Origin of the sequence: Massilia haematophila, assembly GCF_042647645.1 — a bacterium.
Taxonomy (GTDB): domain Bacteria; phylum Pseudomonadota; class Gammaproteobacteria; order Burkholderiales; family Burkholderiaceae_D; genus Telluria; species Telluria haematophila.
In genome coordinates, this window is the sequence record NZ_JBHRVV010000001.1 from 105186 (window position 1) to 132132 (window position 26947).

Below are 26947 nucleotides of genomic sequence, written 5' to 3' on the forward strand. Positions count from 1 at the left end.
ATCGTTCAGTCGAGCGGTCGGGTGCACGCCACCATGTAGTTCACGTCGGTGTCGTTGTTGAGCGAGTAGATCTTGGTGAGCGGGTTGTAGCTCAGGCCCTTCATGCCGTCGACCTGCAGGCCAGCGGCGCGGGCGAACTGCGACAGCTCGGCCGGCGTGATGAACTTGCCGTAGTCGTGGGTGCCGCGCGGCAGCATGCGCAGCACGTATTCGGCGCCGATCACGGCCAGCAGGTAGGCCTTCGGATTGCGGTTGATGGTCGAGAAGAAGACCTTGCCGCCCGGCTTCACCAGCGTGGTGGCAGCGCGCACGATCGAGGCCGGGTCGGGTACGTGCTCGAGCATTTCCATGCAAGTCACGACGTCGAACTGGCCCGGCTCGGCCGCTGCCATCTCTTCGGCCGCGATGTGCTTGTAGCGCACTTCGACGCCCGACTCCAGGCTGTGCAGGTCGGCCACTTTCAGGGCCTTTTTCGACAGGTCGATGCCGGTGACTTTCGCGCCCTTGCGCGCCATCGATTCGGACAGCACGCCGCCGCCGCAACCGATGTCGATCACGTTCTTGCCGGCCAGCGGCGCGCGCGCGTTGATCCATTCAAGGCGCAGCGGGTTGATTTCGTGGAGCGGGCGAAATTCGGAAGTCGGGTCCCACCAGCGGTGGGCCAGTTCGCTGAATTTCGAGATTTCAAGAGGGTCGGCGTTCGTATTCATAGGTCGGAATAATAGCGGGAAATACCCGGCTGCGAGGTACAAAATGCGCGGGATGAAAAAAACCCCGCCGCAGCGGGGTTCGGTCACAGCATCCAGCGAGGCTGGCGGGGCTGGAGATTACTGCTGGCGGGTACGGGTACCGACCACTTCGATCTCGACGCGGCGGTTCTTCGCACGGCCTTCCGACGACTTGTTGTCGGCGACCGGCTGCTTCTCGCCCTTGCCTTCGGTGTAGATGCGGTTTGCATCGACGCCCTTGCCTTGCAGGTAAGCCTTGACGGCTTCGGCGCGGCGGATCGACAGCTTGTCGTTGTAGGCATCGGTGCCGATCGAGTCGGTGTGGCCGACGGCGATGATGACTTCCAGGTTCATGTCGCCCAGCTTCGAGGTCAGTTCGTCCAGCGAAGCCTTGCCTTCCGGCTTCAGGACGGCCTTGTCGAAGTCGAAGAATGCATCAGCCGAGTAGCTCACTTTTTCCGAGGTCGGGACCGGTGCCGGGGCCGGAGCCGGGGCTGGTGCCGGGGCTGGCGCGGCGACCGGTGGCGGCGGCGGAGCGACGCACTTGCCGTTTTCCAGCTTCTCAGGCGGGACGCACAGCGGCGCGTCGCAGCCCGGGACCGCGTCGGCCGGGGTCCAGTAGCCGGTACGCCAGCACAGGCCGAAAGGATCGCGCGCGATCACGCCGCGGCTGTCCTGGACGTAGGCGCTGTACGGCTTGTTCGCCTGGATGTCGGTCGTCAGCGGAGCGTACGGCGGCGCACTTTGTGCCAGGGCGCTGCCGGCGATCGCCGCCGAGGCTGCGAGCATGAGGGTTGCAATCTTCTTCATATTTTTCTTCCTTTCGGTTTTATATCTTCCCGTTGCGAAACGTAAGTTATTCGCAGCGACGTATGCAGAATATTAACATCTGTCCAGTTGCGTCCGTTTCGCATTGTGAAACAAGCAATTAACTTCTCGTCCATTTTGCCACATACGCTACAGACGCACGAACGCAGGGCGCCCAATTGCGGTGCATCATAATTTCACTCGTTGTTTCTGCGCAACAATCTATTGTCAGAACGTGCAAGCTTGACGAATGTTTATGACAGGCATGTGTCAAAGCGTCAATTGTGCGCGTTTGGCAAGCGGCCGCTATTGCCTCCGATTTACGCTACGGCGGGGCGCGCATGGTAAAATCCTTCGCTTGTAACTCATAACCACAGCCTGAAAGCAGTCGACCCGCCCAATGGATCAATTCGCAAAAGAAACAGTCCCAATTTCCCTCGAAGAAGAGATGCGCAAGAGCTATCTCGATTACGCGATGAGCGTGATCGTGGGCCGTGCGCTGCCGGATGTGCGCGATGGCCTGAAGCCGGTGCACCGCCGCGTCCTGTATTCGATGCACGAAAGTAACTACGCGCACAACCGCCCGTACGTCAAGTGCGCGCGCGTGGTCGGCGACACCATGGGTAAGTACCACCCGCACGGCGACTCGTCGATCTACGACACGCTGGTGCGCATGGCGCAGGACTTTTCGCTGCGCTACACGCTGGTCGACGGCCAGGGCAACTTCGGTTCGATCGACGGCGACAGCGCCGCGGCGATGCGTTACACCGAATGCCGCCTGGACAAGATTTCGAGCGAACTGCTGGCCGACATCGACAAGGACACGGTCGACTACCAGCCGAACTATGACGGCAAGGAAAAAGAACCGACGGTCCTGCCGACCAAGATCCCGAACCTGCTGATCAACGGCTCCTCGGGCATCGCGGTCGGCATGGCGACCAACATCCCGCCGCACAACCTGTCCGAAGTCATCAACGGCGCCCAGCACCTGCTGCGCAACCCGGACTGCACCATCGACGAGCTGATCGAGCTGATCCCGGCGCCGGACTTCCCGACCGCCGGCATCATCTATGGCGTCTCGGGCGTGCGCGACGGCTACCGCACTGGCCGCGGCCGCGTGGTGATGCGCGCCAAGACCCACTTCGAGGAATACGGCAAGGATGGCGGCCGCGTGGCCATCATCATCGACGAGCTGCCGTACCAGGTAAATAAAAAGTCGCTGCTCGAGCGCATCGCCGAGAACGTGCGCGAGAAGAAGCTGGAAGGCATCTCCGACATTCGCGACGAGTCGGATAAATCGGGCATGCGCGTGGTCATCGAACTGAAGCGCGGCGAAGTGCCGGAAGTGGTGCTGAACAACCTGTACAAGCAGACCCAGCTGCAGGACACCTTCGGCATGAACATGGTGGCCCTGGTCAACGGCCAGCCGAAGCTCTTGAACCTCAAGCAGATGCTCGAGTGCTTCCTGTCGCACCGCCGCGAAGTGGTTACCCGCCGCACCGTGTTCGAGCTGCGCAAGGCGCGCGAACGCGGCCACATGCTGGAAGGCCTGGCTGTCGCGCTGGCCAACATCGACGACTTCATCGCCATCATCAAGGCCGCGCCGACGCCGCCGGTGGCAAAAATCGAACTGATGGGGCGCGCCTGGGATTCGTCCCTGGTGCGCGAGATGCTGACCCGCACCGACCTGGGCGCCTCCGGCGGCATCGAGGCTTTCCGCCCCGAGCACCTGCCGAAGCACTACGGCATGCAGCAGGACGGCCTGTACAAGCTGTCCGATGAGCAGGCCCAGGAAATCCTGCAGATGCGCCTGCAGCGCCTGACCGGCCTGGAGCAGGACAAGATCGTCAACGAGTACAAGGAAGTGATGGCCCACATCGCCGACCTGCTCGACATCCTGGCCAAGCCCGAGCGCGTCACGACCATCATCAGCGACGAGATGGCGCAGATCAAGAACGACTACACCGAGAACGGCAAGGACGCGCGCCGCTCGGCCATCGAGCACAACGCCAGCGACCTGGAAACCGAAGACCTGATCACGCCGCAGGACATGGTGGTCACGCTCTCGCACACCGGCTACATGAAGTCGCAGCCGATCTCCGAGTACCGCGCCCAGAAGCGCGGCGGCCGCGGCAAGCAGGCGATGGCGACCAAGGACGAGGACTGGATCGACCAGCTGTTCATCGCCAACACCCACGACTACATCCTGTGCTTCTCGAACCGCGGCCGCCTGTACTGGCTGAAGGTGTGGGAAGTACCGCAGGGCTCGCGCAACTCGCGCGGCAAGCCAATCGTGAACATGTTCCCGCTGCAGGACGGCGAGAAGATCACCGTGGTACTGCCGCTGTCGGGCGAAAACCGCACCTTCCCGGAAGACCACTATGTGTTCATGGCGACCTCGCTGGGCACGGTCAAGAAGACGCCTTTGCGCGACTTCAGCAACCCGCGCAAGGCAGGCATCATCGCGGTCGACCTCGACGATGGCGACGTGCTGGTGGGCGCCGCCCTGACCGACGGCCAGCACGACGTGATGCTGTTCTCGGACGGCGGCAAGGCCGTGCGTTTCGACGAGAACGACGTGCGCCCGATGGGCCGCACCGCACGCGGCGTGCGCGGCATGAACCTGGAAGAGGGTCAGAACGTGATCGCGCTGCTGGTGGCCGAGAACGAGCAGCAGTCGGTGCTCACCGCCACCGAGAACGGCTTCGGCAAGCGTACCCCGATCCTTGAATACACCCGCCACGGCCGCGGCACCAAGGGCATGATCGCGATCCAGCAGTCCGAGCGCAACGGCAAAGTCGTGGCCGCGACCCTGGTCGACGCCAACGACGAGATCATGCTGATCACCACCGGCGGCGTGCTGATCCGCACCCGCGTGTCGGAGATCCGCGAGATGGGCCGTGCGACCCAGGGCGTGACCCTGATCGCGGTCGAGGACGGCACCAAGCTGTCGGGCCTGCAGCGCATCGTCGAGACCGATCTCGAGGAAGTCGAACTCGAACAACCGCCGCAATGAGAGCAGGGCCGGGCATGATGCGAACGCGTGTTGTTGAACGATTCGATCCTGTCCCGGCTGTCGCTCGCTGTACCCCGAATGCCGCTTGCGGTGCGTGCCAGCCTGGTGCCGCCGCGGCGGCATTGTCATTTCAAGCCAGGACTGGCGCAAGAGGACAACGCCGATGACAAACATCTTCAATTTTTCCGCCGGCCCGGCCGTGCTCCCCAAGGAAGTGCTGCAGCAGGCCGCCAGCGAGATGCTCGACTGGCACGGCAGCGGCATGTCGGTGATGGAGATGAGTCACCGCGGTCCGGAATTCATCTCGATCTATCGACAGGCCGAAGCCGACCTGCGCGAACTGCTGGCGGTGCCGGCCAACTACAAGATCCTGTTCATGCAGGGCGGCGGGCTGGGCCAGAACGCCATCGTCCCGATGAACCTGGCGGGACGCGTGCGCGAACCGGCGACCATCGATTTCGTCCACACGGGTTCGTGGTCGGGTAAATCGATCAAGGAGGCAGCGCGCTATGCCAACGTGAACGTGGCTGCTTCGAGCCAGGGCGAAGGTTTTACCCGCGTGCCGCCGCAGAGCGAATGGAAGCTGACCGACGGCGCCGCCTACCTGCACGTCTGCACCAACGAAACCATCGACGGCGTGGAGTACAACTTATACGACTTCGCGCCGGAACTGCCGGACGGCGTGCCGCTGGTGGCGGACATGTCCTCGCACATTCTGTCGCGCCGGATCGACGTGTCGAAATACGGCGTGATCTTCGCCGGCGCCCAGAAGAACATCGGGCCCGCCGGCTTGACCCTGGTGATCGTGCGCGAGGACCTGCTCGAGCACGCGCTGGCCATCTGCCCCTCGGCTTTCCACTGGAAGACCGTGGCCGAGCACGAGTCGATGTTCAACACGCCGCCGACCTATGCGATCTATATCGCCGGCCTGGTATTTGCCTATCTGAAGGCCCAGGGTGGCGTGGCGGCCATGGAACAGCGTAATATCGAGAAGGCGCGGCTCTTGTATGCGGCGCTGGACGCCGACGATTTCTATCGGAACCGGGTGGCGCCCGAGAACCGCTCGCGCATGAACGTACCGTTCTACCTGCGCGACGAATCGCTGAACGAACGATTTCTGGCCGGCGCCAAGGCGCGCGGGCTGCTGCAACTGAAGGGCCACAAGTCCGTCGGAGGAATGCGGGCATCGATCTACAACGCGATGCCGATCGAAGGTGTGCAGGCACTGGTCGATTATTTGAACGAGTTTGCGGGGCGGTGATCGGCGGTTGATGGACCATCGATTCGCCGTTGGGCCGGTCGTAGGGTGGGCACTTGTGCCCACGCGGTACGTCGGTCGAGTATCAATGGCGCGTCCAACGCCCAAGCCGCCGCATGTCAAACGATGAGACCGCGTGGGCACAAGTGCCCACCCTACAACGGCCAACACAGTTAGCACAACAATGAACGACAAACTCAAACCCCTGCGCGAGCAGATCGATGCGATCGACGCGCAAATCCTCGACCTGCTGAGCCGGCGCGGCCGCCTGGCCCAGGAAGTCGGCCACGTCAAGGCCGAGACCGACGCGCCCGTGTTTCGCCCCGAGCGCGAAGCCCAGGTGCTGCGCGGCGTGGCCGAGCGCAACGGCGGGCCGCTCAACAGCCACGACCTGCAGACCATCTTCCGCGAAGTCATGTCGGCCTGCCGCGCGCTGGAAAAGCGCGTCACCGTCGCCTACCTGGGCCCGGCCGGCACCTTCAGCGAGCAGGCCGTCTACCAGCAGTTCGGGCGCGCCGTCGAAGGCCTGCCGTGCGCCTCGATCGACGAGGTGTTCCGCGCCACCGAGGCCGGCAGCGCCGACTTCGGCGTGGTCCCGGTCGAGAATTCGTCCGAAGGCGCGGTCAATCGCACGCTCGACCTGATGCTCGCCACCACGACCGTGATCAGCGGCGAAGTCTCGATCCCGGTCCACCACAGCTTGATGAGCAAGAGCGGGGGCATGGACGGCGTCACGCTGATCTGCGCCCATTCGCAGGCGCTGGCCCAGTGCCAGGTCTGGCTCAACCTGCATTACCCGAACATCGAGCGGCGCGCCGTCGCCTCGAACGCCGAAGCGGCCCTGCAGGCCAGCCGCGACCCCGCGCTCGCGGCGATTGCCAGCGACATGGCGGGGGCAGTACGGCCTCGGCGTGGTCCAGGCCCACATCCAGGACGATCCGCACAACCGCACGCGTTTTGTCGTGATCGGCCAGCACGCGACCACCCCGTCGGGCAAGGACCGCACCTCGCTGGTGCTGGCGGTGCCGAACCGGGCCGGCGCGGTCTACAATCTGCTGGCGCCGCTGGCGAAACACGGCGTGTCGATGTCGCGCTTCGAGTCGCGCCCGGCGCGCACCGGCGCCTGGGAGTATTACTTCTACGTCGACATCGAGGGTCACCGCCAGGATCCGGCCGTCGCCAGCGCGCTGGCCGAGCTCCAGGACAATGCCGCCTTCTTCAAGCTGCTCGGTTCCTACCCGGTCGGCCTTTAATTCTTATTTTTGTGAGACGAAACCCATGACGCAATTCGGTCCAGACTACGTTCGTGCCATCGCCCCTTACCAGGCCGGCAAACCCATCGCTGAAGTCGCCCGCGAGTTCGGTCTCGACGAAGCCAGCATCGTCAAGCTCGCCTCCAACGAGAACCCGTTCGGCGTGCCCGAGTCGAGCAAGGCGGCAATGGCCCAGGCCGCCGCCGAACTGGGGCGCTATCCCGATGCGAACGGCTTCGAGCTGAAGGCCGCGCTGTCGAAGCGCTACGACGTCCCGGCCGACTGGATCACCCTCGGCAACGGCAGCAACGACATCTTGGAAATCGCCGCCCACGCCTTTGTCCAGAAGGGCGAGTCGGTAGTGTTCGCGCAGTACTCGTTCGCGGTGTACGCGCTGGCCACGCAGGGCGTGGGCGGCCGCGCCATCGTGGTGCCGGCCGTGAACTACGGCCACGACCTCGACGCCATGGCCGCCGCCATCGAACCGGACACGCGCCTGGTCTATGTCGCCAACCCGAACAACCCGACCGGCACCTTCATCGATGCCGCGCAGATCGAGGCCTTCCTGAACAAGGTGCCGGCCAACGTCGTGGTCGTGCTGGACGAGGCCTACAACGAATACCTGGCGCCGGAGCACCAGTTCGAATCGAGCGCCTGGGTGCGCAAGTACCCGAACCTGATCGTCTCGCGCACCTTCTCCAAGGCCTATGGCCTGGCCGGGCTGCGCGTGGGCTTCGCGATCGCCCAGCCGGCGGTGACCGACCTGATGAACCGCATCCGTCAGCCCTTCAACGTCAACTCGCTGGCCCAGGCCGCCGCGATCGCCGCGCTGAACGACAAGGAATTCCTGGCCAAGGGCGCCGAGAACAACTTCGCCGGCTACCGGCAGCTGACCGCCGCTTTCGACGAGCTGGGCCTGGAATACGTGCCCTCGTTCGGCAACTTCGTGCTGGTGCGCGTCGGCGACGACGACGGGGCCGGCGCCCGCGTCAACCTGGCGCTGCTGAAGCAGGGCGTGATCGTGCGTCCGGTGGGCGCCTACGGCCTGCCGCAGTGGCTGCGCATCTCGATCGGCCTGCCGGAAGAGAATGCGGCCTTCATCGCGGCGCTGAAGAAAGTCCTCGCCTAAATGCTGGGCAAGGTCGTCATCGTCGGCGTCGGCCTGATCGGCGGCTCGTTCGCGCTTGCCCTGAAAGGGGCGGGCGCGGTGCGCGAAGTCGTCGGCATGGGCCGTTCGCCGGAGGCGATGGCGCGCGCGCTGGAACTGGGCATCGTCGACGTGGTGGCCGAGTCGGCGCAGCAGGCCATGGCCGGCGCCGACCTGGTGCTGCTGGCCGCGCCCGTGGCCCAGACCGGGCCTATCCTGGCCTCGCTCCTGCCGTATCTGGAGCCGGGCACCGTGATCACCGACGCCGGCAGCACCAAGGGCGACGTGGCGGCAAGCGCGCGCGCCGTGCTGGGCGAGCGGGTCAGGCAGTTCGTGCCGGGCCATCCGATCGCCGGGCGCGAATCGAACGGGCCGGACGCCGCGCTGGCCGAGTTGTATCGCGGCAAGAAGACCGTGATCACGCCGCTGCTGGAGAATTCCGCGGGCGACGTCGGATTGGTGGCCGCCGCCTGGCGCCTGTGCGGCGCCGTCATCCACACGCTCACGCCCGAACAGCACGACGCCGTGTTCGCCGCGGTCAGCCACCTGCCGCACCTGCTGGCCTACGCGCTGGTCGACGACATCGCCCGCAAGCCGCACGCCGACCTGCTGTTCCAGTACGCCGCCAGCGGTTTCCGCGACTTCACCCGCATCGCCGGCTCCTCGCCGGAAATGTGGCGCGACATCAGCCTGGCTAACCGCGACGCACTGCTTACCGAGCTCGATGCATATCTGGCACAATTGACCGCATTGCGCGGGCTGCTCGCGGCCGGCGACAGTGCCGGCCTGGAAGCGGTGTTCGACAACGCCCAGCGCGCCCGCCGCGCCTGGGGCACCGCCATCGAGGCGAACGAACCGCCGCCGGGCCCCGAATCAGGAAAATAAATGACGCAGCAAACACCGCAGCAAAAGCATTACCCGCAACACATCGACCTCGAACCCGTCATGCACGTCGAGGGCACGGTGCGCCTGCCGGGCTCGAAAAGCATCTCGAACCGCACGCTGCTGCTGGCAGCGCTGGCCGAGGGCGACACCACGATCCACGACCTGCTGGCCTCGGACGACACCATGGTCATGCTGGGGGCGCTGCGCGCGCTCGGCATCGGCTGGGAAGAAATCGACGAGCGCACCATCCTGGTGCATGGGCATGGCGGCAAGCTGCCGAACGGCGAAGCGGACTTGTTCATGGGTAACGCCGGCACCGCGATCCGCCCGCTGACCGCGGCGCTGGCCGTGATCGGCGGCGACTACACCCTGCATGGCGTCTCGCGCATGCACGAGCGTCCGATCGGCGACCTGGTCGACGCCCTGAACGAGGTCGGCGCCCAGATCGAGTACACGGGCGAACCGGGCTTTCCGCCGCTGCGGATCAAGCGCGGCCACATTCACGCCAACCGCATCGCGGTGCGCGGCAACGTGTCGAGCCAGTTCCTGACCGCGCTGTTGATGGCGGCCCCCTTGATGGCGCGCGGCCATGCGGTGACCATCGACGTGGTCGGCGAGCTGATCTCCAAGCCCTACATCGAGATCACCCTGAATCTGATGCGGCGCTTCGGCGTCACGGTCGAGCAGAACGGCTGGGCATCGTTCACCGTGCAGCCGGGCCAGCGCTATGCTTCGCCGGGCAGCATCCACGTCGAGGGCGACGCGTCCTCGGCCTCCTATTTCCTGGCGGCCGGCGCAATCGCCGGCGGTCCGGTGCGGGTGGAAGGGGTAGGGGAGAACAGCATCCAGGGCGACGTGCGCTTTGCCGACGCCCTCGAGCGCATGGGCGCGACCATCACCCGCGGCGAGAACTGGATCGAGGCGCGCTCGAACGGCGTCCTGAAAGCCATCGACGCCGATTTCAACCACATTCCCGACGCCGCCATGACGATCGCGGTGGCGGCGCTGTATGCCGACGGCACCAGCACCCTGCGCAACATCGCCAGCTGGCGCGTGAAGGAAACCGACCGCCTGGCGGCCATGGCGCTCGAGCTGCGCAAGCTCGGCGCCATCGTGGAGGAGGGCGCGGACTACATCCGCATCACGCCGCCGCACGAATTGCTGCCGGCGACCATCGACACCTATGACGACCACCGCATGGCGATGTGCTTCTCGCTCGCCGCGCTGGACGGCAAGGCGCGGCGCGGCAACGCGATGCGCATCAACGACCCGAAATGCGTCGCCAAGACCTTCCCCGACTATTTCGAGGCCTTCGCCGGTATTGCTCGAAATGAACTGTTTTAAAAAATGAATCAACCGCGCGTCCGGCGCGTAGCCAGGTAGAAAAAAGGTAAGAAGAAAAATGCCGAATTCCCATATCCCCGTCATCACGATCGATGGCCCGACCGCTTCCGGCAAGGGCACCGTTGCCGCCCGCGTCGCCGACCGGCTCGGCTATCACCTGCTCGATTCGGGCGCGCTGTACCGGCTGACCGCCTTGTCCGCGATGCGTGCCGGCGTCGACCTTGGCGACGAGCACGGCGTGGCGAACCTGGCGGCGCAGTTGCCGGTCCGGTTCTCCGGCGACGGCATCTTCCTCGATGGCGAGGAGGTCGGCGCGCTGATCCGTGCCGAGGAAGTGGGCAACAACGCATCGAAAATCGCGGCGCTGCCCGGCGTACGCCAGGCGCTCTACGCCCTGCAACTGGGCTTTCGCACGGCCCCCGGCCTGGTGGCCGACGGGCGCGACATGGGCACCGTCATCTTCCCGAATGCCCGCCTAAAAGTGTTTCTCACGGCAAGCGTCGAGGCGCGTGCGGAACGCCGGTATAAGCAATTGATTGGCAAAGGATTTTCTGCTAATATGGACGATCTGCTGGCGGATTTGCAGGCGCGCGATGCACGCGATACTGGGCGTAGCGTCGCCCCGCTGGTGCCGGCGGAGGGTGCGTATGTCCTCGACACGTCCGAGATGACGGTCGATGAAGCAGTGGAACAAGTGTTGCATTGGAACGCACTGTTGTAAGGCGATGTTGTCATCGCAGCTGTAATTTGTGGTGCCGGTGTTGGCAATGTTGCTGCGCCGGTGATGTTCAACTTGACCCAGTTCAGGCCGCGTATTGCCGTCCTGCTGGCTAACTTGTAAATAACCTATGTCTACTGCAACCACCCAAGCATCCGGTATGGAAAGCTTTGCCGCCCTCTTCGAGGAATCGCTGTCGCGTCAAGACATGCGCTCGGGCGAAGTCATTTCCGCTGAAGTCGTGCGCCTGGATCACAACTTCGTGATCGTCAACGCCGGCCTGAAGTCGGAAGCTTTCATTCCTATCGAAGAATTCAAGAATGACCAGGGCGAACTGGAAGTCCAAGTTGGCGACTTCGTTTCCGTGGCCATCGAATCGCTGGAAAACGGTTTCGGCGATACCATCCTGTCGCGCGACAAGGCCAAGCGCCTGGCATCGTGGCTGGCTCTGGAAAAAGCAATGGAGTCGGGCGAGATCGTCACCGGCACCGTCAACGGCAAGGTCAAGGGCGGCCTGACCGTCCTGACCAACGGCATCCGCGCATTCCTGCCGGGTTCGCTGGTCGACACCCGTCCGGTCAAGGATACCACCCCGTTCGAAGGCAAGACCCTCGAATTCAAGGTCATCAAGCTGGACCGCAAGCGTAACAACGTCGTGCTGTCGCGTCGCGCCGTCATCGAAGCATCGATGGGCGAAGAGCGTGCGAAGCTGATGGAAACGCTGAAGGAAGGCACCGTCGTCACCGGCGTCGTCAAGAACATCACCGACTACGGTGCGTTCGTCGACCTGGGCGGCATCGACGGCCTGCTGCACATCACCGACCTGGCATGGCGTCGCGTGCGTCACCCGTCGGAAGTGCTGTCGGTTGGCCAGGAAATCACCGCCAAGGTCCTCAAGTACGACCAGGAAAAGAACCGCGTCTCGCTGGGCGTCAAGCAGCTGGGCGACGATCCTTGGACCGGCCTGTCGCGTCGTTACCCGCAAGGCACCCGCCTGTTCGGTAAAGTCACCAACCTGACCGACTACGGCGCATTCGTCGAAGTCGAACAGGGCATCGAAGGCCTGGTGCACGTGTCGGAGATGGACTGGACCAACAAGAACGTGGCTCCGAACAAGGTTGTCCAGCTGGGCGACGAAGTCGAAGTCATGGTCCTGGAAATCGACGAAGAGCGTCGTCGTATCTCGCTGGGCATGAAGCAGTGCAAGGCCAATCCTTGGGACGACTTCGGCATGACCCACAAGAAGGGCGACAAGGTCAAGGGTTCGATCAAGTCGATCACCGACTTCGGCGTGTTCATCGGCCTGCCGGGCAACATCGACGGCCTGGTGCACCTGTCGGACCTGTCGTGGACCGAGCCGGGCGAAGAAGCCGTGCGCCGCTTCAAGAAGGGTGACGAGCTGGAAGCCGTGGTCCTGGCCATCGACGTCGAGCGCGAGCGTGTTTCGCTGGGCGTGAAGCAGCTGGAAGGCGACCCGTTCAACAACTTTGCAGCCCTGAACGACAAGGGTTCGCTGGTCACCGGTACCGTCAAGTCGGTCGAGCCGAAGGGCGCCGTGATCCAGCTGAACGAAGAAGTCGAAGGCTACCTGCGTGCTTCGGAAATCTCGCGCGACCGCGTGGAAGATGCCGGCACCCACCTGAAGGTTGGCGACAAGGTCGAAGCGCTGGTCATCAACATCGATCGCAAGGCTCGCAGCATCCAGCTGTCGATCAAGGCGAAAGACAATGTCGAGACCCAGGAAGCAATGCAGAAGCTGGCTTCGGACAGCAGCGCCGCATCGGGCACCACCAGCCTGGGCGCACTGCTGAAGGCCAAGTTCGATAACAAGAACTAAGCAAAGGCTATCCTGACGAGGCGACCAGATGACCAAGTCCGAGCTGATTGCACGACTGGCTGAGCGTTATTCTCAGCTGGTCGCCAAGGATGCGGAGTACGCTGTCAAGACCATCCTCGATGCGATGACCAACGCTTTGGCTACCGGCCAGCGCATCGAGATCCGTGGTTTCGGCAGTTTCGCGCTCAACAGCCGTCCGCCCCGCATCGGACGCAACCCGAAGTCCGGCGACAAGGTGATGGTGCCCGAAAAACGGGTGCCCCACTTCAAGCCCGGCAAGCAGTTGCGCGAGCGGGTGGATGCGATGGTCGGGCAACCGATCATCGAAGACTGAGTCGTCTGCCTGCGTGCAGACAAAACGGCATCCGCGAGGATGCCGTTTTTTTTCGTCCAGCGGTGTGAGAACCGTAGGGTGGGCGCCCCGTGCCCACGCGTGAACGATGAACATCGTTGGCCCACATTGTCGGCCCATGTTGATGCGCCAACGTCATGCGAGCGTCACGCGTGGGCACAGGGGCGCCCACCCTACCGGCGCACGCCGCTCGTCTTTGAAATAAAATTGCAGATATGCGACACTGCGCCTTTGCACACACCGGCAACATCACCCGATGAAATTCGTCTCCACCATTGCGGGATTTATCCTGTTCGTGCTGTTTTTCGGCTTCGCGCTGAAGAATACGCAGGCGGTCGACCTGCACTTTTTCCTGAACTACGAACTGCGTGGTCCCCTGGTGCTGATGCTGCTGGCGTTCTTCATTGCCGGCGCTGCCCTCGGGATCCTGGCCGTGACCCCGACCGTGTTCCGCCACCGCCGCGAAGCCTCGCAGCACAAGAACACCATCCAGGCCCTGCAGAGCGCCGCCGGCACCGGCGCCGCCCAGCCGGCCGCGGATGCCGTCGCGCCGGGACGTGCCCAGCCGGCGCCACGCCCGGCCGCGCCGCGTTGACACCATGCGCCAAGCGGCGCTAACGAACATAAAAAGAAACCATGGAAGCTGAACTCTGGTGGCTGCTGGCCATTCCCTTCTTCTTTGGCCTGGGCTGGATCGCTGCCCGGGTTGATATCCGCCAACTCCTGTCCGAGTCGCGCACCCTGCCGCGCGCCTATTTCCGCGGCCTGAACCACCTGCTCAACGACAAGCCGGACAAGGCCATCGACGCCTTCATCGAGATCGTCACCCTCGATCCGGAAACGGCCGACATGCACTTCGCACTCGGCAACCTGTTCCGCCGCCGCGGCGAGATCGAGCGCGCCATCCGCGTCCACCAGAACCTGCTGGCGCGTCCGGACCTGCCGCTCGAGCAGCGCACCCAGGCCCAGTACGAGCTGGGCATGGACTACCTGAAGGCCGGCCTGCTCGACCGCGCCGAGGAAACCTTCAACGGCCTGGTCGACAGTTCGTATTCGGTGCAGGCACGCCGTGCACTGCTCGAGATTTACCAGCGCGAAAAGGAATGGAGCCGCGCGATCGATGCCGCCACCGGCCTGCAATCCTCGGGCGCCGGCGCGCGCCAGAAGGAAATCGCCCAGTTCTACTGCGAGCTCGCCCAGGACGCGCTGGTGCGCAACGACAACGCCGACGCCCTGGCGCTGCTGGACAAGGCCCTGCACGCCGACCGCAACAGCGTGCGCGCCACCATGCTGCTGGGCGACGCCCTGCTGGCCCAGGGCGACGCCGAGGGCGCGCTGACGGTCTGGAAACGTGTCGAGCACCAGAGCGTGCCGCACGTGGCCCTGGTCGCCGGGCGCCTGATGGACGGCTACCGCCGCGTCGGCCGTCCGCAGGAAGGCGTCAAGCTGCTGCGTTCGTATTTGACGGAAGCCTCGTCGATCGACCTGATCGAGGTGATCTTCAAGGCGGTGATCGAGCTCGACGGCGTCGATGCCGGGCACCAGCTGGTCGTGGACGAGCTGCGCCGCAACCCGACCCTGCTGGGCCTGGACAAGCTGCTCGAGGCGCGCCTGATGGATGCCCCGGCCCACGTCTGGGAAGAGCTCTCGATGGTGAAGAACCTGATCCACGGCTACACCGCCAAGTTGGCGCGCTACCAGTGCGGCCACTGCGGCTTCAAGGCGCGCCAGTACTACTGGCAGTGCCCGGGTTGCAGCCAGTGGGAAACCTACCCGCCGCGCCGCACCGAAGAACTCAACGTCATGAACTGACGCCAGCCGGGCCGCCACCAACAGGGCGGCCCGGTCTCGTTTGTACTGCACCACACCGCATCCACGCATCACATCGCACCCACACGCCATGAGCACTGCCATCCCATCCCGCCTGCTGGCGGCAGAAGACTATCTCGCCAACCCCGCCCCCCGGCTCGACCACGTGCGCATGCTGGTGGTCGGCGACGTCATGCTCGACCGCTACTGGTTCGGCGACGTCTCGCGCATCTCGCCGGAAGCCCCGGTGCCGGTGGTGCGCATCGAGCGCCGCGAGGAGCGCCTGGGCGGCGCCGCCAACGTCGCGCGCAACGCCGCCGCGCTGGGCGCGCACAGCGGCCTGCTGGGCGTGGTCGGCAAGGACGAGGCGGGCGAGCAGGTCGACGCGCTGCTGCGCGATTCCAGCATCCACAGCTACCTCAAGCGCGACGAAGCGATCTCCACCATCATCAAGCTGCGGGTCATCGGCCGCCAGCAGCAGATGGTGCGCATCGACTTCGAGGATGCGCCGACCGAGACCGTGTTGCGCGACAAGCTGACCCAGTTCCGCGCCCTGCTGCCGGACTACGATGTCCTGATCTTCTCGGACTATAACAAGGGCAGCCTGGTGAACGTGGCCGAGATGATCCGCGAGGCGCGCGCGGCCGGCAAGGTCGTGATGGTCGACCCGAAGGGCGACGACTTCTCGATGTATGCCGGCGCAACCATCCTGACCCCGAACAAATCGGAACTGCGTCGCATCGTCGGCAACTGGAAGAGCGAGGACCAGCTCACGGACAAGGCGCAGGCGCTGCGCACCGAGCTCGGCCTGGAAGCGCTGCTGCTGACGCGCTCGGAAGAGGGCATGAGCCTGTACACGGAGCGCGAGGTGCTGCACGTGCACGCGGATGCGCGCGAGGTGTTCGACGTGTCCGGCGCCGGCGACACCGTGATCGCAACCATGGCGGCCATGCTGGGCGCGGGCGCGCCGCTGGACATGGCGCTGGCGACCGCGAACCGGGCGGGCGGGATCGTGGTGGGCAAGCTGGGGACGGCGACCGTCACGCGCGAGGAGTTGTTCGGGGCGTGAAGCGGGGGCGCTTCGGCCACGACATCCAAAAAATGTATCGGCCCGGATAAGCACGACCGCGTGGGTTCAAGAACCCACCCTACAAAAGCGGCGTTCGGACGCCAACGTTCGCACCGGGTTGCGTAGGGTGGGTTCTCGAACCCACGCGGTACGACGCCGGCATGTCGAAACGCCGGCATATCGAAACACCGGCAACGAACGCGGCCCGACGCAAACCCGTCACATCAACAACACCTCCCCATCTTCCGGAATCACCACCCGCGTGCTCTCCGGATAATCTTCCTGGCCATCGAAGCGGTGGCAAAACACCGTCTCCTGCGCATGGTTGCGCAATTCCTGGCTCGTATGCACGGTCGCCACGACCCGTTCGCCATCGAGCAGGGCGACCGGCACGTCGCGCAGGCGGCTGCAGACCGAGACGCCCAGCTTGCGCGTCACCGCCCACACCATCGGCTTCTGGTACCAGGGCAGCAGCTTGCCGACCGAGCCGCGCGCGTCTGCGAGCAGGTGGCGCATCGCGCCGATGGTCCAGGCCTCGCGCGGCAGCGTCGGCACCAGCACCAGGTTGACCGACAGGTCCTCGCTGCGCCGGTTGATCAGGAAGTGGCTGTGGTCCTCGGCCAGGCGCTCGTCCACCGGCACCATGAACAGGCCGTCGGCGCGGCGCGCGACCGGCATCGCCTCGTACTCGCCTTCGAGCCAGACCTGGAGATCCTCGACGCGCACGGCCTGGTGCGTCGGGCGCAATTGCACGGCCAGCGCGGCGCGCCCGCCCAGGGCCTGCTGCACCGCCTTGGCCATCGGATAGAACAGGTCGCGGTAGGGCACCAGGCGCGTGCGCGGTCCCTTGACCTCGACGGTCTGCACGGGCTCGCGTGGCGCGTCGACGGCGGCCGCCGCGCCGCAGGCGCACAGGAGAACGAGCAGCAAGAACAGTCTTGGCATGGCCAGCTCCGGACGGCTTCCTGGGAAAACCAGATGCTTTCACGGCTGTGCGTAAACTTCAACACGCATTATTGGCAGTGTCGGTTTCGCGGCACAGTTCGCGCTTGATCCGGCTCAACCGTAACAGGTCAACAGTACTGACTCCCGGACGTTAAGCGCGCTGGACGGCATTCGCCGTTCCCGTACTGTCACGACTATGGAGACCACATGATCAAGAAACTGCTGCTCGCAATTGCCACGCTCGCCGCCTCGGCCAGCTTCGCCTTCGCCCAGGTGGACGTCAACAAGGGCGACGAGGCCGCCCTGAACGGCGTAAAGGGCCTGGGCCCGAGCACGACCAAGGCCATCCTGGACGAACGCGCCAAGGGCGAGTTCAAGGACTGGACCGACCTGCAGAAGCGCGTCAAGGGCATGGGCGAGAAGAAGGCCGCCAAGCTGTCCGAGGCCGGCCTGCAGGTGAACGGCAAGGCGAAGGAGGGCGCCGCGATGACAGCCAAGGGCGAAGCCAAGGCGGCCAAGGCGAGCGCTGCCAAGGATGCCGGCGCTGCCAAGGAGTCGAGCGACGCCAAGGGCAGCATGTAAGCGCTGCGCGCAGGCACGCCGCCCGCGGCCGGGCCATCGGCGCGGGCGGCTTCGCTATACAAATTTTTGAGATGTAAGTACTGCAAGAAATGACATGTGCATGAGAAGATATGTTGCTTGATTGAAGCGCAACGATTCCAAGGATTTCCATGCCTCATGTTCGCATTACCGCCGGCCTCGTGGCCGGCCTGATCGCCGGGGGCGCCTTTGCCGCCCCGGCTGCACCGGCCGCCAGCGCAGCTGGTCCCGACGTCACCCGCCACCAGGCACAGATCGACAAGATCGTCGCCGAGATCTCGCCCAAGCGTATCGAAAGCTATATCCGCAAGCTGGTCAGCTTCGAGACGCGCCATACCATGTCCGAGACCGAGTCGGACACGCGCGGCATCGGCGCGGCCCGCCGCTGGATCAAGAGCGAGCTGGAGCGCTGCGGCGCCGGCAAGCTGCAGGTCGCCTTCGACAGCCACATCGCCCCGGTCTCGGCGCGCATCTCGCGCCCGACCGAGATCGTCAACGTGGTCGCCACCCTGCCGGGCACCCAGGAAGCCGCGAAGGACCGCCTGTACGTGGTCAGCGGCCACTACGACAGCCGCAATACCGACGTCATGGATGCCACCGGCAAGGCGCCCGGCGCCAACGACGACGCCTCGGGCACCGCGGCCGTGATGGAGATGGCCTGCGTGATGGCGAAGCACCAGTTCGACGCGACCCTGGTCTTCATGGCCGTCGCCGCCGAGGAGCAGGGCCTGCTGGGCGCCGGCCACTGGGCGCGCCAGGCGCGCGCCAACAACCTGAACGTCGCCGGCATGCTGAACAACGACATCATCGGCAGCTCGCGCGCCGACGACGGCCGCGTCGACAACAAGCAGGTGCGCCTGTTCGCGCAAAGCATCCCGGCCACCAAGGAGATGAGCGAGGCCGTGCGCCAGCTGGTCGCCACCGGCGGCGAGAACGATTCGATCACGCGCCAGCTCGCGCGCCACGTCAAGGAGCAGGGCGAGCGCTACGTGAAGGGGTTCAAGGTCAACGTGATCCAGCGTCACGACCGCTACCTGCGCGGCGGCGACCACATGCCTTTCCTGGAGCAGGGCTATGCCGCGCTGCGCTTCACAGTGCCGAACGAGGATTTCGCGCACCAGCACCAGAACCTGCGCACCGAGGACGGCAAGGTCTACGGCGACCTGATCGACTTCGTCGATTTCGACTACGCCGCGAAGGTAACCAAGGTCAACGCCGCGGCCCTGGCCTCGCTGGCGCTGGCCCCGGCCGCGCCGAAAGACGTCAAGGTGCGCACCGCCGGCCTGACCAACGACACGACCCTGGTCTGGGCCGCGAACGCCGAACCGGACGTCGCCGGCTACCGCATCGTCTGGCGCGAGACCACCGCGGCGCAGTGGGAAGGCGCTAAGTACGTGGGCAATGTGCTTGAGGCCACGGTGAAGCTGTCGAAGGATAATTACTTCTTCGGCGTGCAGGCGGTGGACAAGGACGGCAACGTCAGCCCGGCGACGTATCCGTTGCCGCTGCGCTGATCGCAAACGAGCGTTACAGGGGCGCCTGCCCCTGTCTGCTTTTCGTAGGGTGGGCACTCGTGCCTACGCGGTCTCACCGCTGAAAAAACGGCGCAATGACTGGCACCGCTTTCGTCTGCGGTCCTGATCTGATGCGCGGATGATCGCCGGTGCTAGTCCGCGTGGACACAGGTGTCCACCCTACAAAACTCATCGGAATCATCTTGTCTGCGGTTCTGGTCCGGTGCGCGGCTGATCACCCTGCCATTCCGCGTGGGCACAAGTGCCCACCCTACGAAATCCCCATTCACGATTCCCCGATCCCGCACAACGCGGCCCTCTGGACCACATCACGACGCTCAATTGCTTATCGGATTAAAATGGCGGTTTGAAGAACCGCAAGAGAGCGAACATGGCCTACAAGACCATCGAAGATACGATCGGTAACACGCCGCTGGTGCAATTGGTACGCCTGCCGGGCGCGGACGCCGCGGCCCGCAACAACGTCATTCTCGGCAAGCTGGAAGGCAACAATCCGGCGGGTTCGGTCAAGGACCGCGCCGCCATGTCGATGCTGAAGAACGCCGAGGCGCGCGGCCAGATCAAGCCGGGCGATACCATCATCGAGGCCACCTCGGGCAATACCGGCATCGCGCTGGCGATGGCGGCGGCGATCCGCGGCTACAAGATGGAGCTCCTGATGCCGGACAACCTCTCGATCGAGCGCCGCCAGAGCATGGCGGCCTATGGCGCCCAGATCATCCTGACGCCGAAGACCGGCGGCATGGAATACGCGCGCGACATGGCCGACCAGATGCAAAAAGACGGCAAGGGCATCATCCTCGACCAGTTCGCCAACCAGGACAACCCGCGCGCCCACTACGAAACCACGGGCCCGGAAATCTGGCGCGACACCGAAGGGCGCATCACGCACTTCGTGAGCGCCATGGGCACGACCGGCACCATCATGGGCGTTTCGCGCTACCTGAAGGAACAGAACGAGAACGTGCGTATCATCGGCGCCCAGCCGGAAGAAGGCTCGTCGATTCCGGGCATCCGCAAGTGGCCGCAAGCCTACCTGCCGAAGATCTTCGACAAGTCGCGCGTGGACCAGGTGGAGAACGTGAGCCAGGCCGCGGCCGAGCAGATGGCGCGCCGCCTGGCGGCCGAAGAGGGCATCTTCTGCGGCATCTCGGCCGCCGGCGCCGCCGAAGTGGCGCTGCGCATTTCGCAGACCGTCGAGAACGCGACCATCGTGTTCATCGTCTGCGACCGTGGCGACCGCTACCTGTCGACCGGCGTGTTCCCGGCGTAAAAGCTAAACAGAAACAGAAACGACGAAGGGGCCACACGGCCCCTTTTTTATCGGCGCAGGATCCCGGTCACACGACCGTCTCGAAGATCCCGCGCTGCTCCGGCGCCAGGCCGGAGCATGCGATTACGACTGCTCGCCGGTGTTGCCCGACGCTGCAGGCGCTGCGCCTTCCTTCGGCTTGAACTGCTTGTCGCTGATGCGGAACTTGTTGCGGCGGTCGCCCATCAGGTAGCGCAGGTCGCGGATCGACAGGTCGCTCACTTCGTGCATGCGGATCAGCAGCGATGCGCCGACCGGCAGGCGGTGGTGGCGGATCTTCGAGATGACCGGCGGCGCCACTTCGAGTGCGCGCGACAGGGCTGCGTCGTTCTTCAGGCGCAGGTTCTCGATCAGGGTGTCCAGCAGACGGTTCGGGTTGTATTGCAGCAGTTCATCCGATTCCGAATCGCTGTTCATATCAATGCCGACTTGGTTTGTCATGATTTCAATAATTCCTATGTGGGTTACGGAAAGTCGCTAGCGGCGTGTCGATTCCGGAAGGTCTTTCGAAAAAATCTACTCAATTGTACAACTATTTTGGTGTTCAGTACTTATGAGCAATAGAATTCGGTGCGAAGGTCTCTGTTTTGTTGTCTAATCGCAACAATAGCCGCAATGCAATTCTCTCACAAACTCACGGAAAAAATAATTGTTTTTTCGTTAAACTTAAATGTAAAGGAAACAGGTTTTGCCCGCCGCACGTTTCAAAATGATATGCTCGGTTGATAACACTTTGGGGAGTATGTCGTCCCCGAGAATGTTTCCATAGAGTATAGAAACCGGGGCAACTGGGATACCCCAGGGGAGTACCTGGGGTTGAAAAGAATTCACTGCGGCAAAAAGTTGCCGTTGAAGTTACAACCTGTTACAAAGTTTCCGGCTCTACAATAGCTTACATCAGGGCATTGTCGCGGGTTTCGCGCACTGCGCGGCCCAGGTCGATGACCGACATCGCATAGAAATAGCTGCGGTTGTACTTGGTGATGGCGAAGAAGTTGTCGCTGGCGGCCCAGTACTCGGTCGGCTCGGCGCCGTTCTGCAGGTCGACCAGGCCGTACAGGCGTCCGTCAGGGAGCGGAATGTCGGGCGTGACGCCGGCGGCGTTCAACTCGTCGGGACGCAGCGTGGCGCTCAGGCCGCGCTCGAGCAGCGGTTCCCAGGCGCGGCTGGGCGATACCGAGGCCTGGATCACGGCCGGCGCCGTGTCGCGCGGGTTCCAGCCGTGCTGGACCAGGAAGTTGGCGACGCTGCCGATGGCGTCGGACGTCGAGCCGCGCAGGTCGACGTGGCCGTCGCCGTCGAAATCCACGCCGTATTTCAAGATATTGCCCGGCATGAATTGCGGCAGGCCGACCGCGCCCGCGAACGAGCCCAGCAGCGAGAACGGATCGATGTTCTCGTGGCGCGCCAGCAGCAGCGCGTTTTCCAGTTCGCTGCGGAAGAAGGCGGCGCGCGCGGCCTGGTTCGGCGCTTCCGGATAGGCAAAGGCGAGGGTGGTCAGGGTGTCGAGCACGCGGAAACGGCCGGTGTCGCGGCCGTACACGGTTTCCACGCCAATGATGCCGACCAGGATCTCGGCCGGCACGCCATAGGTCGCTTCGGCGCGTTGCAGCGCCTCGGCGTTCTCGTTCCAGAAGCGCACACCCGCATTGATGCGGATCGGTTCGATGAAGCGGGCGCTGTAGGCTTGCCAGTTCTTCGGCTTGCCCGGCGGCGCCGGCTTAACCAGCTGCACCGCCGACTCGACGAAGCGCACCTGGCGCATCAGGGTGTCCAGTTCGCCGCGTGCGAAACCGTGCTTGGCCGCCATTTCGTCGGCGAAGTCGCGCACCGCCTGCCACTCGGCAAAATTGACCTGCTCGCCATCGTAGTCGATGGTTTTCGCCGCCGTCACCGCCGTCGCGGCTACCGCGGCCGCAGCCACGGCTTTCTTGACCGGCTTGGCGTTGGCCTTGGCGGCCTTGTCCTTGCCCGCCTTCGCAGCTTTTGCCGTCTTCGCGGCCTTGGCGGATTTGCCGGCCTTGGCGCCCTGGGACGCCTTGGCCGGGCGCGTCTTGGCGGCCTGGCCGCTGTCGGCGGCGCTTGCTTGCGAAATCGGGGTGGCGGCGAGGAGGAAGGCGGCGAGTGCGGGTACGAACAGTTTCATCTGACTTGCGAAAGTAGGCGCTTCAAGGTCGTGGCAAGATGGGCGTCGGCGCCGCGCGGCGCATAGCGCCAGCTGCTGTAGCGGTGCAGGAATTCCTGGGCGGCGGCCAATGCTTCCGGCGCCAGCCTGCCTGCGGCCGCGATGCGCGCCGCGTAGGCCCGCGGCCCCTCGTCTGCCGAGCGCGCAAGCCCAAGGCGGGACAGGCGCGTGCATAGGGCCGAGTATAGCGCATCGACCGGATCAACTTCCCGGCGGCGACGTAATGTGCGGACCAGCAACAACACAATTGCCAGGATGCCTAGCCAGAGCGGCAAGCGCCAGTCCAGCAGCGCGGCCTGCAATCGGTCGACCATGCCGCGCTGGCGCTGCGGCGTGTAGTTCAGCACCCACTGGTTCCAGCCATTGTTCATGGCGCCGGCGGCATAGCGCAGCTGCAGCAGCCAGGGATGGGCGGCGCCGTCGATGCCGACCAGGCCGCCAAGACCTTCGATGCCGAAGGGCGGACGCGGCGGCACGGCGCCGGCCATGCCGCGCTGGACGCGCTCGGGCGCGACCGCCGCCGTCGGGTCGATGCGCACCCAGCCGCGCCGCGCCAGCCAGACCTCGGCCCAGGCGTGGGCGTCGGACTGGCGCACGGTCAGGTAGCCGTCCAGGGGATTGATCTCGCCACCCTGGTAGCCGGTGACCACGCGCGCGGGAATCCCGGCGGCGCGCATCAGGAAGACAAAGGCGCCGGCATAGTGCTCGCAAAAGCCGGCGCGGCTGCCGTACAGGAAGCCATCGACGGCGTCGCGCCCGAGCAGCGGCGGATCCAGGGTGTAGACGTAATGCTCGCTGCGAAAACCGCGCAGCACGGTGTCGACGCGGCGCGCCGGGTCGGGAATCGCACGCAGCTGCATGCCCGCCATCAGCGCGCGCGGATTGCCGTCGGCGGGCAGCTGCAGCCACTGGTCGGCGTCGAACGGCAGGGCGTCGGCCTGCAGCCGGTAGTGGACGAACGAGGCGACCTGGTAGCGCAGCCGCGCAGCGATCGGCAGCAGGGTCGTCATTTCGACTTCGGCGCTCAGCTGGGCGGCGTTGCTGGCGACGCCGGGCAGGCGCTCGGGCATCTCGAGCGCGAACAGCCAGCGGTTGTTGGCCGGCTCCAGCGTGACCTCGTAGCGCAGCGGCTCGCCGGCGACCGACAGCGCCAGCCTGCGGTCCTCGAGGCCCTGCCGCCGGGCCGCGCCGACGCGGGTCCAGGTGCGCCCGTCGTAGTCGCCCAGCACCGGGCCGCGCCAGTAGAGCTGCTCGCGCGGCGGCGGCGCGCCGTCGAACCTGACGCGGAAGGCCACTTCCTGCGACTGCGCCAGGTTCGCCATCATGCCCGGCGCCATGGTCTCGGACAGACCCGTGCGCGCACCGCCGGCATCCCCCGGCAGGCCCCACAGCGGGCCCTGGATGCGCGGGAACAGGAAGAACAGGGCCAGGGCCAGCGGCGCGGCCAGGCCCAGCATGCGCGCGCTCATCAGGAAGCGTTCGCGCAGCGGCGGCACCGCGCCGGCGAACTGGAAGCTCATCTGGGCCGTGAACAGCAGCAGCACCGAGAGCGCCATCAGCAGCGCGGTGACGATGCCCTGCTCGTAGAAGAAGTTGGTCAGCACCAGGAAGAAGCACAGGAACACCACCACGAACAGATCGCGCCGCGCGTGCATCTCGAGCATCTTGAAGGCTACCAGCAGCACCAGCATCGCGACCCCGGCGTCGCGCCCGAGCAGGGTCTGGTAGCTGTGCATCACGCCCAGCATGGCGGCGAAGGCGAGCGGCAGCAGGAGCAGGCTGGGCGGCATGCGCTTGCCCTGCAGGGTGATCGCGGCGCGCCAGGCCAAGGTGGCGCCGCACAGCAGCGAGACCCACCATGGCAGGTGCGCCGTATGCGGGAGGAGGACCAGCAGCGCGCTGGCGAGCAGCAGCAGGGTGTCGGCCTTGTCGCGCGGCAGGTTCGCGATGCGTGCGAGTGCCGCTTTCAAGGCGCGCTCCCGCTGCCGCCGTTGTCATCCCCGCGTCCGTACAGCGCCAGCGCGCGCAGGCAGGCCGCCTGGTGCGCCGCGCCGAGTCCGGCGTCGAAAGCGTGGGCGCCGAGCCGGAAGGCATAGGGCAGGGCGCGGCCCTCGGCTTCCAGCACCCAGCGCGTCATGCGCGACAGGCGCAGCTCCAGGTCCTCGCGCGGCGGCAGCGCGGCCAGGTCGAGCACCAGTTCGTCGCGCGCGCCGCCTTCGAAATGCTTGGTGGCGAGTTGCCCGCCCTCGCTCGGGTCGAGGCGCGCGATCTGGCGCCAGGCCAGGCGCCGCAGCGGGTCGCCCGGCTGGTAGGCGCGCACCCCGGCGAAGTCGTCGCTGCCGGGCTGGCCGGCGCCGTCGCTGCGCGCGCCGCCCGTTCGAGGCAGGGGCAGGGGTGGCGCGCCTTCCTCGGGAAACGGATAGACCAGGGCCTGCGCCTGCGGATGCCAGTAGGCCCAGGCGCGGAACAGCCCGAGCGGAAAGCGCGTCGAGAGGACCAGGCGCGGCGCCGCCAGCCAGCCGCGCGCGCCGGCAGGCACCGCGATGCGCACGCCGGTGCTGGACGAGGCCGGGACGTCGGCCACGTGGCGCTCTTCGCCGGCGCCGGCGAGGTCGATCCGGATCGCGTAGCGCGCACGCGGTCCGGGATTGGTGAGCAGCAGGTCGAACGGCGCTTCCTGGCCGGCGAACACGCTGGATGCGCGGCCGGGCGAGAGCACCAGGTAGGCCAGGTTGCGCCAGGTGAGCACCATGTCGACCAGCGCGCAGGACAGCGCCATGAAGGTGAGGGCGTAGCCGAGGCCGAGGTTGTAGTTGATCGAGCCGACGAGGAGCACCAGGATCAGCGCGCCGAAGCCCAGGCCCGGCCCGGTCGGCAGGATGTAGATGCGGCGCTGGCCGAGCACCAGCGCGCCGGCGTCGCGCAGGCCGTGGCGGCGGGCGCCGAGCTTGCGGGCCAGCCAGCCCGCGGCCGGGTCCGTGGCCGATTCAGTGGCCGATCCTGTGGCCGATCCTGTGGCCGGTTTTGCGGCCGATTCTGCGGCCGATCCTGCGCTCGATCCTGCGGACGCCTGCGCCATGTCGCTTCCCATGCGGCTCCTTACACCGGCACCGACTTCTGCAGCTGCAGCACCAGGTCGCGGCTGGCCAGGGCCATGCCCTGGGCCGACTTCAGCGGCCGCAGGCGGTGCGCGCAGACCGGCACCAGCACCGCCTGGATATCCTCGGGCAGCACGTGGTCGCGCCCTTCCAGCGCGGCCCAGGCGCGCGCCGCCTGCAGCAGCGCCAGGGTGGCGCGCGGCGACAGGCCCTCGGCGAACAGCGTGCCCTGGCGCGAGGCCTGGGCCAGGGCCTGGACGTAGTCGATCAGGGCGGCGGACGCGTGGATCCGGCGCAGCGCGGCCTGCGCGTCCATCAGCTCGAGCGGATTCATGGCTGCCCGCAGCGTGCGCAGCATGGCGCGCCGGTCCTCGCCCATCAGCAGGGCGCGCTCGGCGGCCGGGTCGGGGTAGCCCAGCGACAGGCACATCAGGAAGCGGTCGAGCTGGGACTCGGGCAGCGGGAAGGTGCCGACCTGGTGCGCCGGGTTCTGGGTCGCGAGCACGAAGAAGGGCTCGGGCAGGGGCCGGGTGACGCCGTCGGCCGTCACCTGGCGCTCTTCCATCGCTTCGAGCAGGCCGGACTGGGTCTTGGGCGTGGCGCGGTTGATCTCGTCGGCCAGCAGCACCTGGGTGAAGATCGGGCCGGGGTGGAACACGAAGCCGTTCTTCTCGCGCTCGTAGACCGAGATGCCGGCCACGTCGGCCGGCAGCAGGTCGCTGGTGAACTGGACCCGGTTGAACCGCAGGCCCAGCGACAGCGCCAGCGCGTGCGCCAGCGTGGTCTTGCCGACGCCGGGGACATCCTCGATCAGGAGGTGGCCGCCGGCCAGCAGGCAGGTGAAGGCGAGGCGCACCTGCTGGTCCTTGCCGACCACGATCTGGCCGACCTGGCGGGCTGCGTCGTGCAATTTGTTGAACATGCTAGGTTCCATGGTCGAATGCTGCGATGGTCCGGGCGGCATGGTAGATTAGCGCTATTGGCAATCTTTCTTTCCCGCGGCCCTACGGTCGATTCTATGCGAGAACCGGGATGTCCGGTGTATGGAT

At 65.6% G+C, this 26947-nt stretch carries 22 protein-coding genes and 1 pseudogene; 15 read left to right on the top strand and 8 right to left on the bottom strand.

Features of this window, described 5'->3' with window-relative positions; all coding sequences use genetic code 11:
• Positions 1-5 precede the first annotated feature (5 nt).
• Together ubiG and ompA are read right to left on the bottom strand one after the other, a co-directional pair.
• A complete protein-coding gene (gene ubiG, locus ACFOPH_RS00535; RefSeq protein WP_312548992.1) occupies positions 6-710 on the bottom strand; it encodes a bifunctional 2-polyprenyl-6-hydroxyphenol methylase/3-demethylubiquinol 3-O-methyltransferase UbiG in 705 nt (234 codons plus the stop codon).
• Positions 711-827: 117 nt separating this feature from the next.
• Positions 828-1538 carry an outer membrane protein OmpA gene (ompA, locus tag ACFOPH_RS00540; protein ID WP_312548993.1) on the bottom strand — a complete coding sequence of 237 codons (711 nt, stop codon included), beginning with the start codon at positions 1536-1538 and terminating at the stop codon, positions 828-830.
• 397 nt (positions 1539-1935) lie between these two features.
• Between ompA and gyrA the strand changes: the two genes are divergently transcribed.
• From gyrA to rfaE1, 12 genes and pseudogenes are all read left to right on the top strand, one after another.
• Positions 1936-4551: a DNA gyrase subunit A gene (gene gyrA / locus ACFOPH_RS00545; RefSeq protein WP_379732813.1), complete on the top strand. Its 2616-nt coding sequence runs from the start codon at positions 1936-1938 to the stop codon at positions 4549-4551.
• Between the two features lie 163 nt (positions 4552-4714).
• Positions 4715-5812, top strand: coding sequence for a 3-phosphoserine/phosphohydroxythreonine transaminase (gene serC / locus ACFOPH_RS00550; RefSeq protein ID WP_379732815.1), 1098 nt, complete (start codon positions 4715-4717; stop codon positions 5810-5812).
• A 181-nt stretch (positions 5813-5993) separates the two neighbouring features.
• Positions 5994-7062 (top strand): annotated as a pseudogene (gene pheA, locus ACFOPH_RS00555) (prephenate dehydratase).
• Positions 7063-7087: 25 nt separating this feature from the next.
• Complete coding sequence (hisC, locus tag ACFOPH_RS00560; protein WP_312548997.1) at positions 7088-8191, top strand: histidinol-phosphate transaminase; 1104 nt, start codon at positions 7088-7090, stop codon at positions 8189-8191.
• Entirely contained in the window at positions 8192-9094 is a 903-nt protein-coding gene (locus ACFOPH_RS00565; protein WP_379732817.1) for a prephenate dehydrogenase, read from the top strand.
• Positions 9095-10438 (top strand): 3-phosphoshikimate 1-carboxyvinyltransferase, encoded by a 1344-nt coding sequence (gene aroA / locus ACFOPH_RS00570; RefSeq protein WP_312548999.1) that lies wholly within the window; start codon positions 9095-9097, stop codon positions 10436-10438.
• 58 nt (positions 10439-10496) lie between these two features.
• Positions 10497-11159, top strand: coding sequence for a (d)CMP kinase (cmk, locus tag ACFOPH_RS00575; protein WP_312549001.1), 663 nt, complete (start codon positions 10497-10499; stop codon positions 11157-11159).
• 157 nt (positions 11160-11316) lie between these two features.
• On the top strand, positions 11317-12993 hold the full coding sequence (gene rpsA, locus ACFOPH_RS00580; RefSeq protein WP_312549002.1) for a 30S ribosomal protein S1: 1677 nt from the start codon (positions 11317-11319) through the stop codon (positions 12991-12993).
• A gap of 28 nt (positions 12994-13021) precedes the next feature.
• Complete coding sequence (locus ACFOPH_RS00585) at positions 13022-13327, top strand: integration host factor subunit beta (protein ID WP_056344442.1); 306 nt, start codon at positions 13022-13024, stop codon at positions 13325-13327.
• A gap of 274 nt (positions 13328-13601) precedes the next feature.
• On the top strand, positions 13602-13940 hold the full coding sequence (locus tag ACFOPH_RS00590; RefSeq protein ID WP_312549008.1) for a LapA family protein: 339 nt from the start codon (positions 13602-13604) through the stop codon (positions 13938-13940).
• A gap of 41 nt (positions 13941-13981) precedes the next feature.
• A complete protein-coding gene (gene lapB / locus ACFOPH_RS00595; protein WP_312549010.1) occupies positions 13982-15157 on the top strand; it encodes a lipopolysaccharide assembly protein LapB in 1176 nt (391 codons plus the stop codon).
• A gap of 88 nt (positions 15158-15245) precedes the next feature.
• A complete protein-coding gene (gene rfaE1, locus ACFOPH_RS00600; RefSeq protein ID WP_379732820.1) occupies positions 15246-16223 on the top strand; it encodes a D-glycero-beta-D-manno-heptose-7-phosphate kinase in 978 nt (325 codons plus the stop codon).
• 219 nt (positions 16224-16442) lie between these two features.
• Here the strand turns inward: rfaE1 and ACFOPH_RS00605 are convergent, their stop codons facing one another.
• Positions 16443-17168 carry a hypothetical protein gene (locus ACFOPH_RS00605; RefSeq protein ID WP_312549012.1) on the bottom strand — a complete coding sequence of 242 codons (726 nt, stop codon included), beginning with the start codon at positions 17166-17168 and terminating at the stop codon, positions 16443-16445.
• A gap of 207 nt (positions 17169-17375) precedes the next feature.
• Between ACFOPH_RS00605 and ACFOPH_RS00610 the strand changes: the two genes are divergently transcribed.
• The 3 genes from ACFOPH_RS00610 to cysM all read left to right on the top strand — a co-directional run bounded on the left by ACFOPH_RS00610 (position 17376) and on the right by cysM (position 20576).
• A complete protein-coding gene (locus ACFOPH_RS00610) occupies positions 17376-17750 on the top strand; it encodes a ComEA family DNA-binding protein (RefSeq protein WP_312549014.1) in 375 nt (124 codons plus the stop codon).
• Between the two features lie 149 nt (positions 17751-17899).
• Positions 17900-19282, top strand: a complete 1383-nt coding sequence (locus ACFOPH_RS00615) for a M20/M25/M40 family metallo-hydrolase (protein WP_379732822.1) — start codon at positions 17900-17902, stop codon at positions 19280-19282.
• 391 nt (positions 19283-19673) lie between these two features.
• Positions 19674-20576, top strand: coding sequence for a cysteine synthase CysM (gene cysM / locus ACFOPH_RS00620; RefSeq protein ID WP_379732824.1), 903 nt, complete (start codon positions 19674-19676; stop codon positions 20574-20576).
• 123 nt (positions 20577-20699) lie between these two features.
• Here the strand turns inward: cysM and ACFOPH_RS00625 are convergent, their stop codons facing one another.
• The 5 genes from ACFOPH_RS00625 to ACFOPH_RS00645 form a co-directional block, all read right to left on the bottom strand.
• The gene (locus tag ACFOPH_RS00625; RefSeq protein ID WP_312549017.1) at positions 20700-21056 is read right to left on the bottom strand and encodes a hypothetical protein; all 357 of its coding nucleotides are present in this window, start codon (positions 21054-21056) and stop codon (positions 20700-20702) included.
• 451 nt (positions 21057-21507) lie between these two features.
• Positions 21508-22761: a lytic murein transglycosylase B gene (mltB, locus tag ACFOPH_RS00630; RefSeq protein ID WP_312549018.1), complete on the bottom strand. Its 1254-nt coding sequence runs from the start codon at positions 22759-22761 to the stop codon at positions 21508-21510.
• The gene (locus tag ACFOPH_RS00635) at positions 22758-24770 is read right to left on the bottom strand and encodes a transglutaminase family protein (protein ID WP_379732827.1); all 2013 of its coding nucleotides are present in this window, start codon (positions 24768-24770) and stop codon (positions 22758-22760) included. Before ACFOPH_RS00635 ends, mltB begins: the two co-directional genes overlap by 4 nt.
• Positions 24767-25891, bottom strand: coding sequence for a DUF58 domain-containing protein (locus tag ACFOPH_RS00640; RefSeq protein ID WP_379732829.1), 1125 nt, complete (start codon positions 25889-25891; stop codon positions 24767-24769). Before ACFOPH_RS00640 ends, ACFOPH_RS00635 begins: the two co-directional genes overlap by 4 nt.
• 8 nt (positions 25892-25899) lie before the next feature.
• Entirely contained in the window at positions 25900-26820 is a 921-nt protein-coding gene (locus ACFOPH_RS00645) for an AAA family ATPase (RefSeq protein ID WP_379732831.1), read from the bottom strand.
• Between the last annotated feature and the right edge of the window lie 127 nt (positions 26821-26947).

Excerpts from the sequence above, each read along its gene's own strand:
- ubiG (WP_312548992.1), bottom strand. The coding sequence starts at position 710 with ATGAATACGAACGCCGACCCTCTTGAAATCTCGAAATTCAGCGAACTG.
- ompA (WP_312548993.1), bottom strand. The coding sequence starts at position 1,538 with ATGAAGAAGATTGCAACCCTCATGCTCGCAGCCTCGGCGGCGATCGCC.
- gyrA (WP_379732813.1), top strand. The coding sequence starts at position 1,936 with ATGGATCAATTCGCAAAAGAAACAGTCCCAATTTCCCTCGAAGAAGAG.
- serC (WP_379732815.1), top strand. The coding sequence starts at position 4,715 with ATGACAAACATCTTCAATTTTTCCGCCGGCCCGGCCGTGCTCCCCAAG.
- hisC (WP_312548997.1), top strand. The coding sequence starts at position 7,088 with ATGACGCAATTCGGTCCAGACTACGTTCGTGCCATCGCCCCTTACCAG.
- ACFOPH_RS00565 (WP_379732817.1), top strand. The coding sequence starts at position 8,192 with ATGCTGGGCAAGGTCGTCATCGTCGGCGTCGGCCTGATCGGCGGCTCG.
- aroA (WP_312548999.1), top strand. The coding sequence starts at position 9,095 with ATGACGCAGCAAACACCGCAGCAAAAGCATTACCCGCAACACATCGAC.
- cmk (WP_312549001.1), top strand. The coding sequence starts at position 10,497 with ATGCCGAATTCCCATATCCCCGTCATCACGATCGATGGCCCGACCGCT.
- rpsA (WP_312549002.1), top strand. The coding sequence starts at position 11,317 with ATGGAAAGCTTTGCCGCCCTCTTCGAGGAATCGCTGTCGCGTCAAGAC.
- ACFOPH_RS00585 (WP_056344442.1), top strand. The coding sequence starts at position 13,022 with ATGACCAAGTCCGAGCTGATTGCACGACTGGCTGAGCGTTATTCTCAG.
- ACFOPH_RS00590 (WP_312549008.1), top strand. The coding sequence starts at position 13,602 with ATGAAATTCGTCTCCACCATTGCGGGATTTATCCTGTTCGTGCTGTTT.
- lapB (WP_312549010.1), top strand. The coding sequence starts at position 13,982 with ATGGAAGCTGAACTCTGGTGGCTGCTGGCCATTCCCTTCTTCTTTGGC.
- rfaE1 (WP_379732820.1), top strand. The coding sequence starts at position 15,246 with ATGAGCACTGCCATCCCATCCCGCCTGCTGGCGGCAGAAGACTATCTC.
- ACFOPH_RS00605 (WP_312549012.1), bottom strand. The coding sequence starts at position 17,168 with ATGCCAAGACTGTTCTTGCTGCTCGTTCTCCTGTGCGCCTGCGGCGCG.
- ACFOPH_RS00610 (WP_312549014.1), top strand. The coding sequence starts at position 17,376 with ATGATCAAGAAACTGCTGCTCGCAATTGCCACGCTCGCCGCCTCGGCC.
- ACFOPH_RS00615 (WP_379732822.1), top strand. The coding sequence starts at position 17,900 with ATGCCTCATGTTCGCATTACCGCCGGCCTCGTGGCCGGCCTGATCGCC.
- cysM (WP_379732824.1), top strand. The coding sequence starts at position 19,674 with ATGGCCTACAAGACCATCGAAGATACGATCGGTAACACGCCGCTGGTG.
- ACFOPH_RS00625 (WP_312549017.1), bottom strand. The coding sequence starts at position 21,056 with ATGACAAACCAAGTCGGCATTGATATGAACAGCGATTCGGAATCGGAT.
- mltB (WP_312549018.1), bottom strand. The coding sequence starts at position 22,761 with ATGAAACTGTTCGTACCCGCACTCGCCGCCTTCCTCCTCGCCGCCACC.
- ACFOPH_RS00640 (WP_379732829.1), bottom strand. The coding sequence starts at position 25,891 with ATGGGAAGCGACATGGCGCAGGCGTCCGCAGGATCGAGCGCAGGATCG.
- ACFOPH_RS00645 (WP_379732831.1), bottom strand. The coding sequence starts at position 26,820 with ATGTTCAACAAATTGCACGACGCAGCCCGCCAGGTCGGCCAGATCGTG.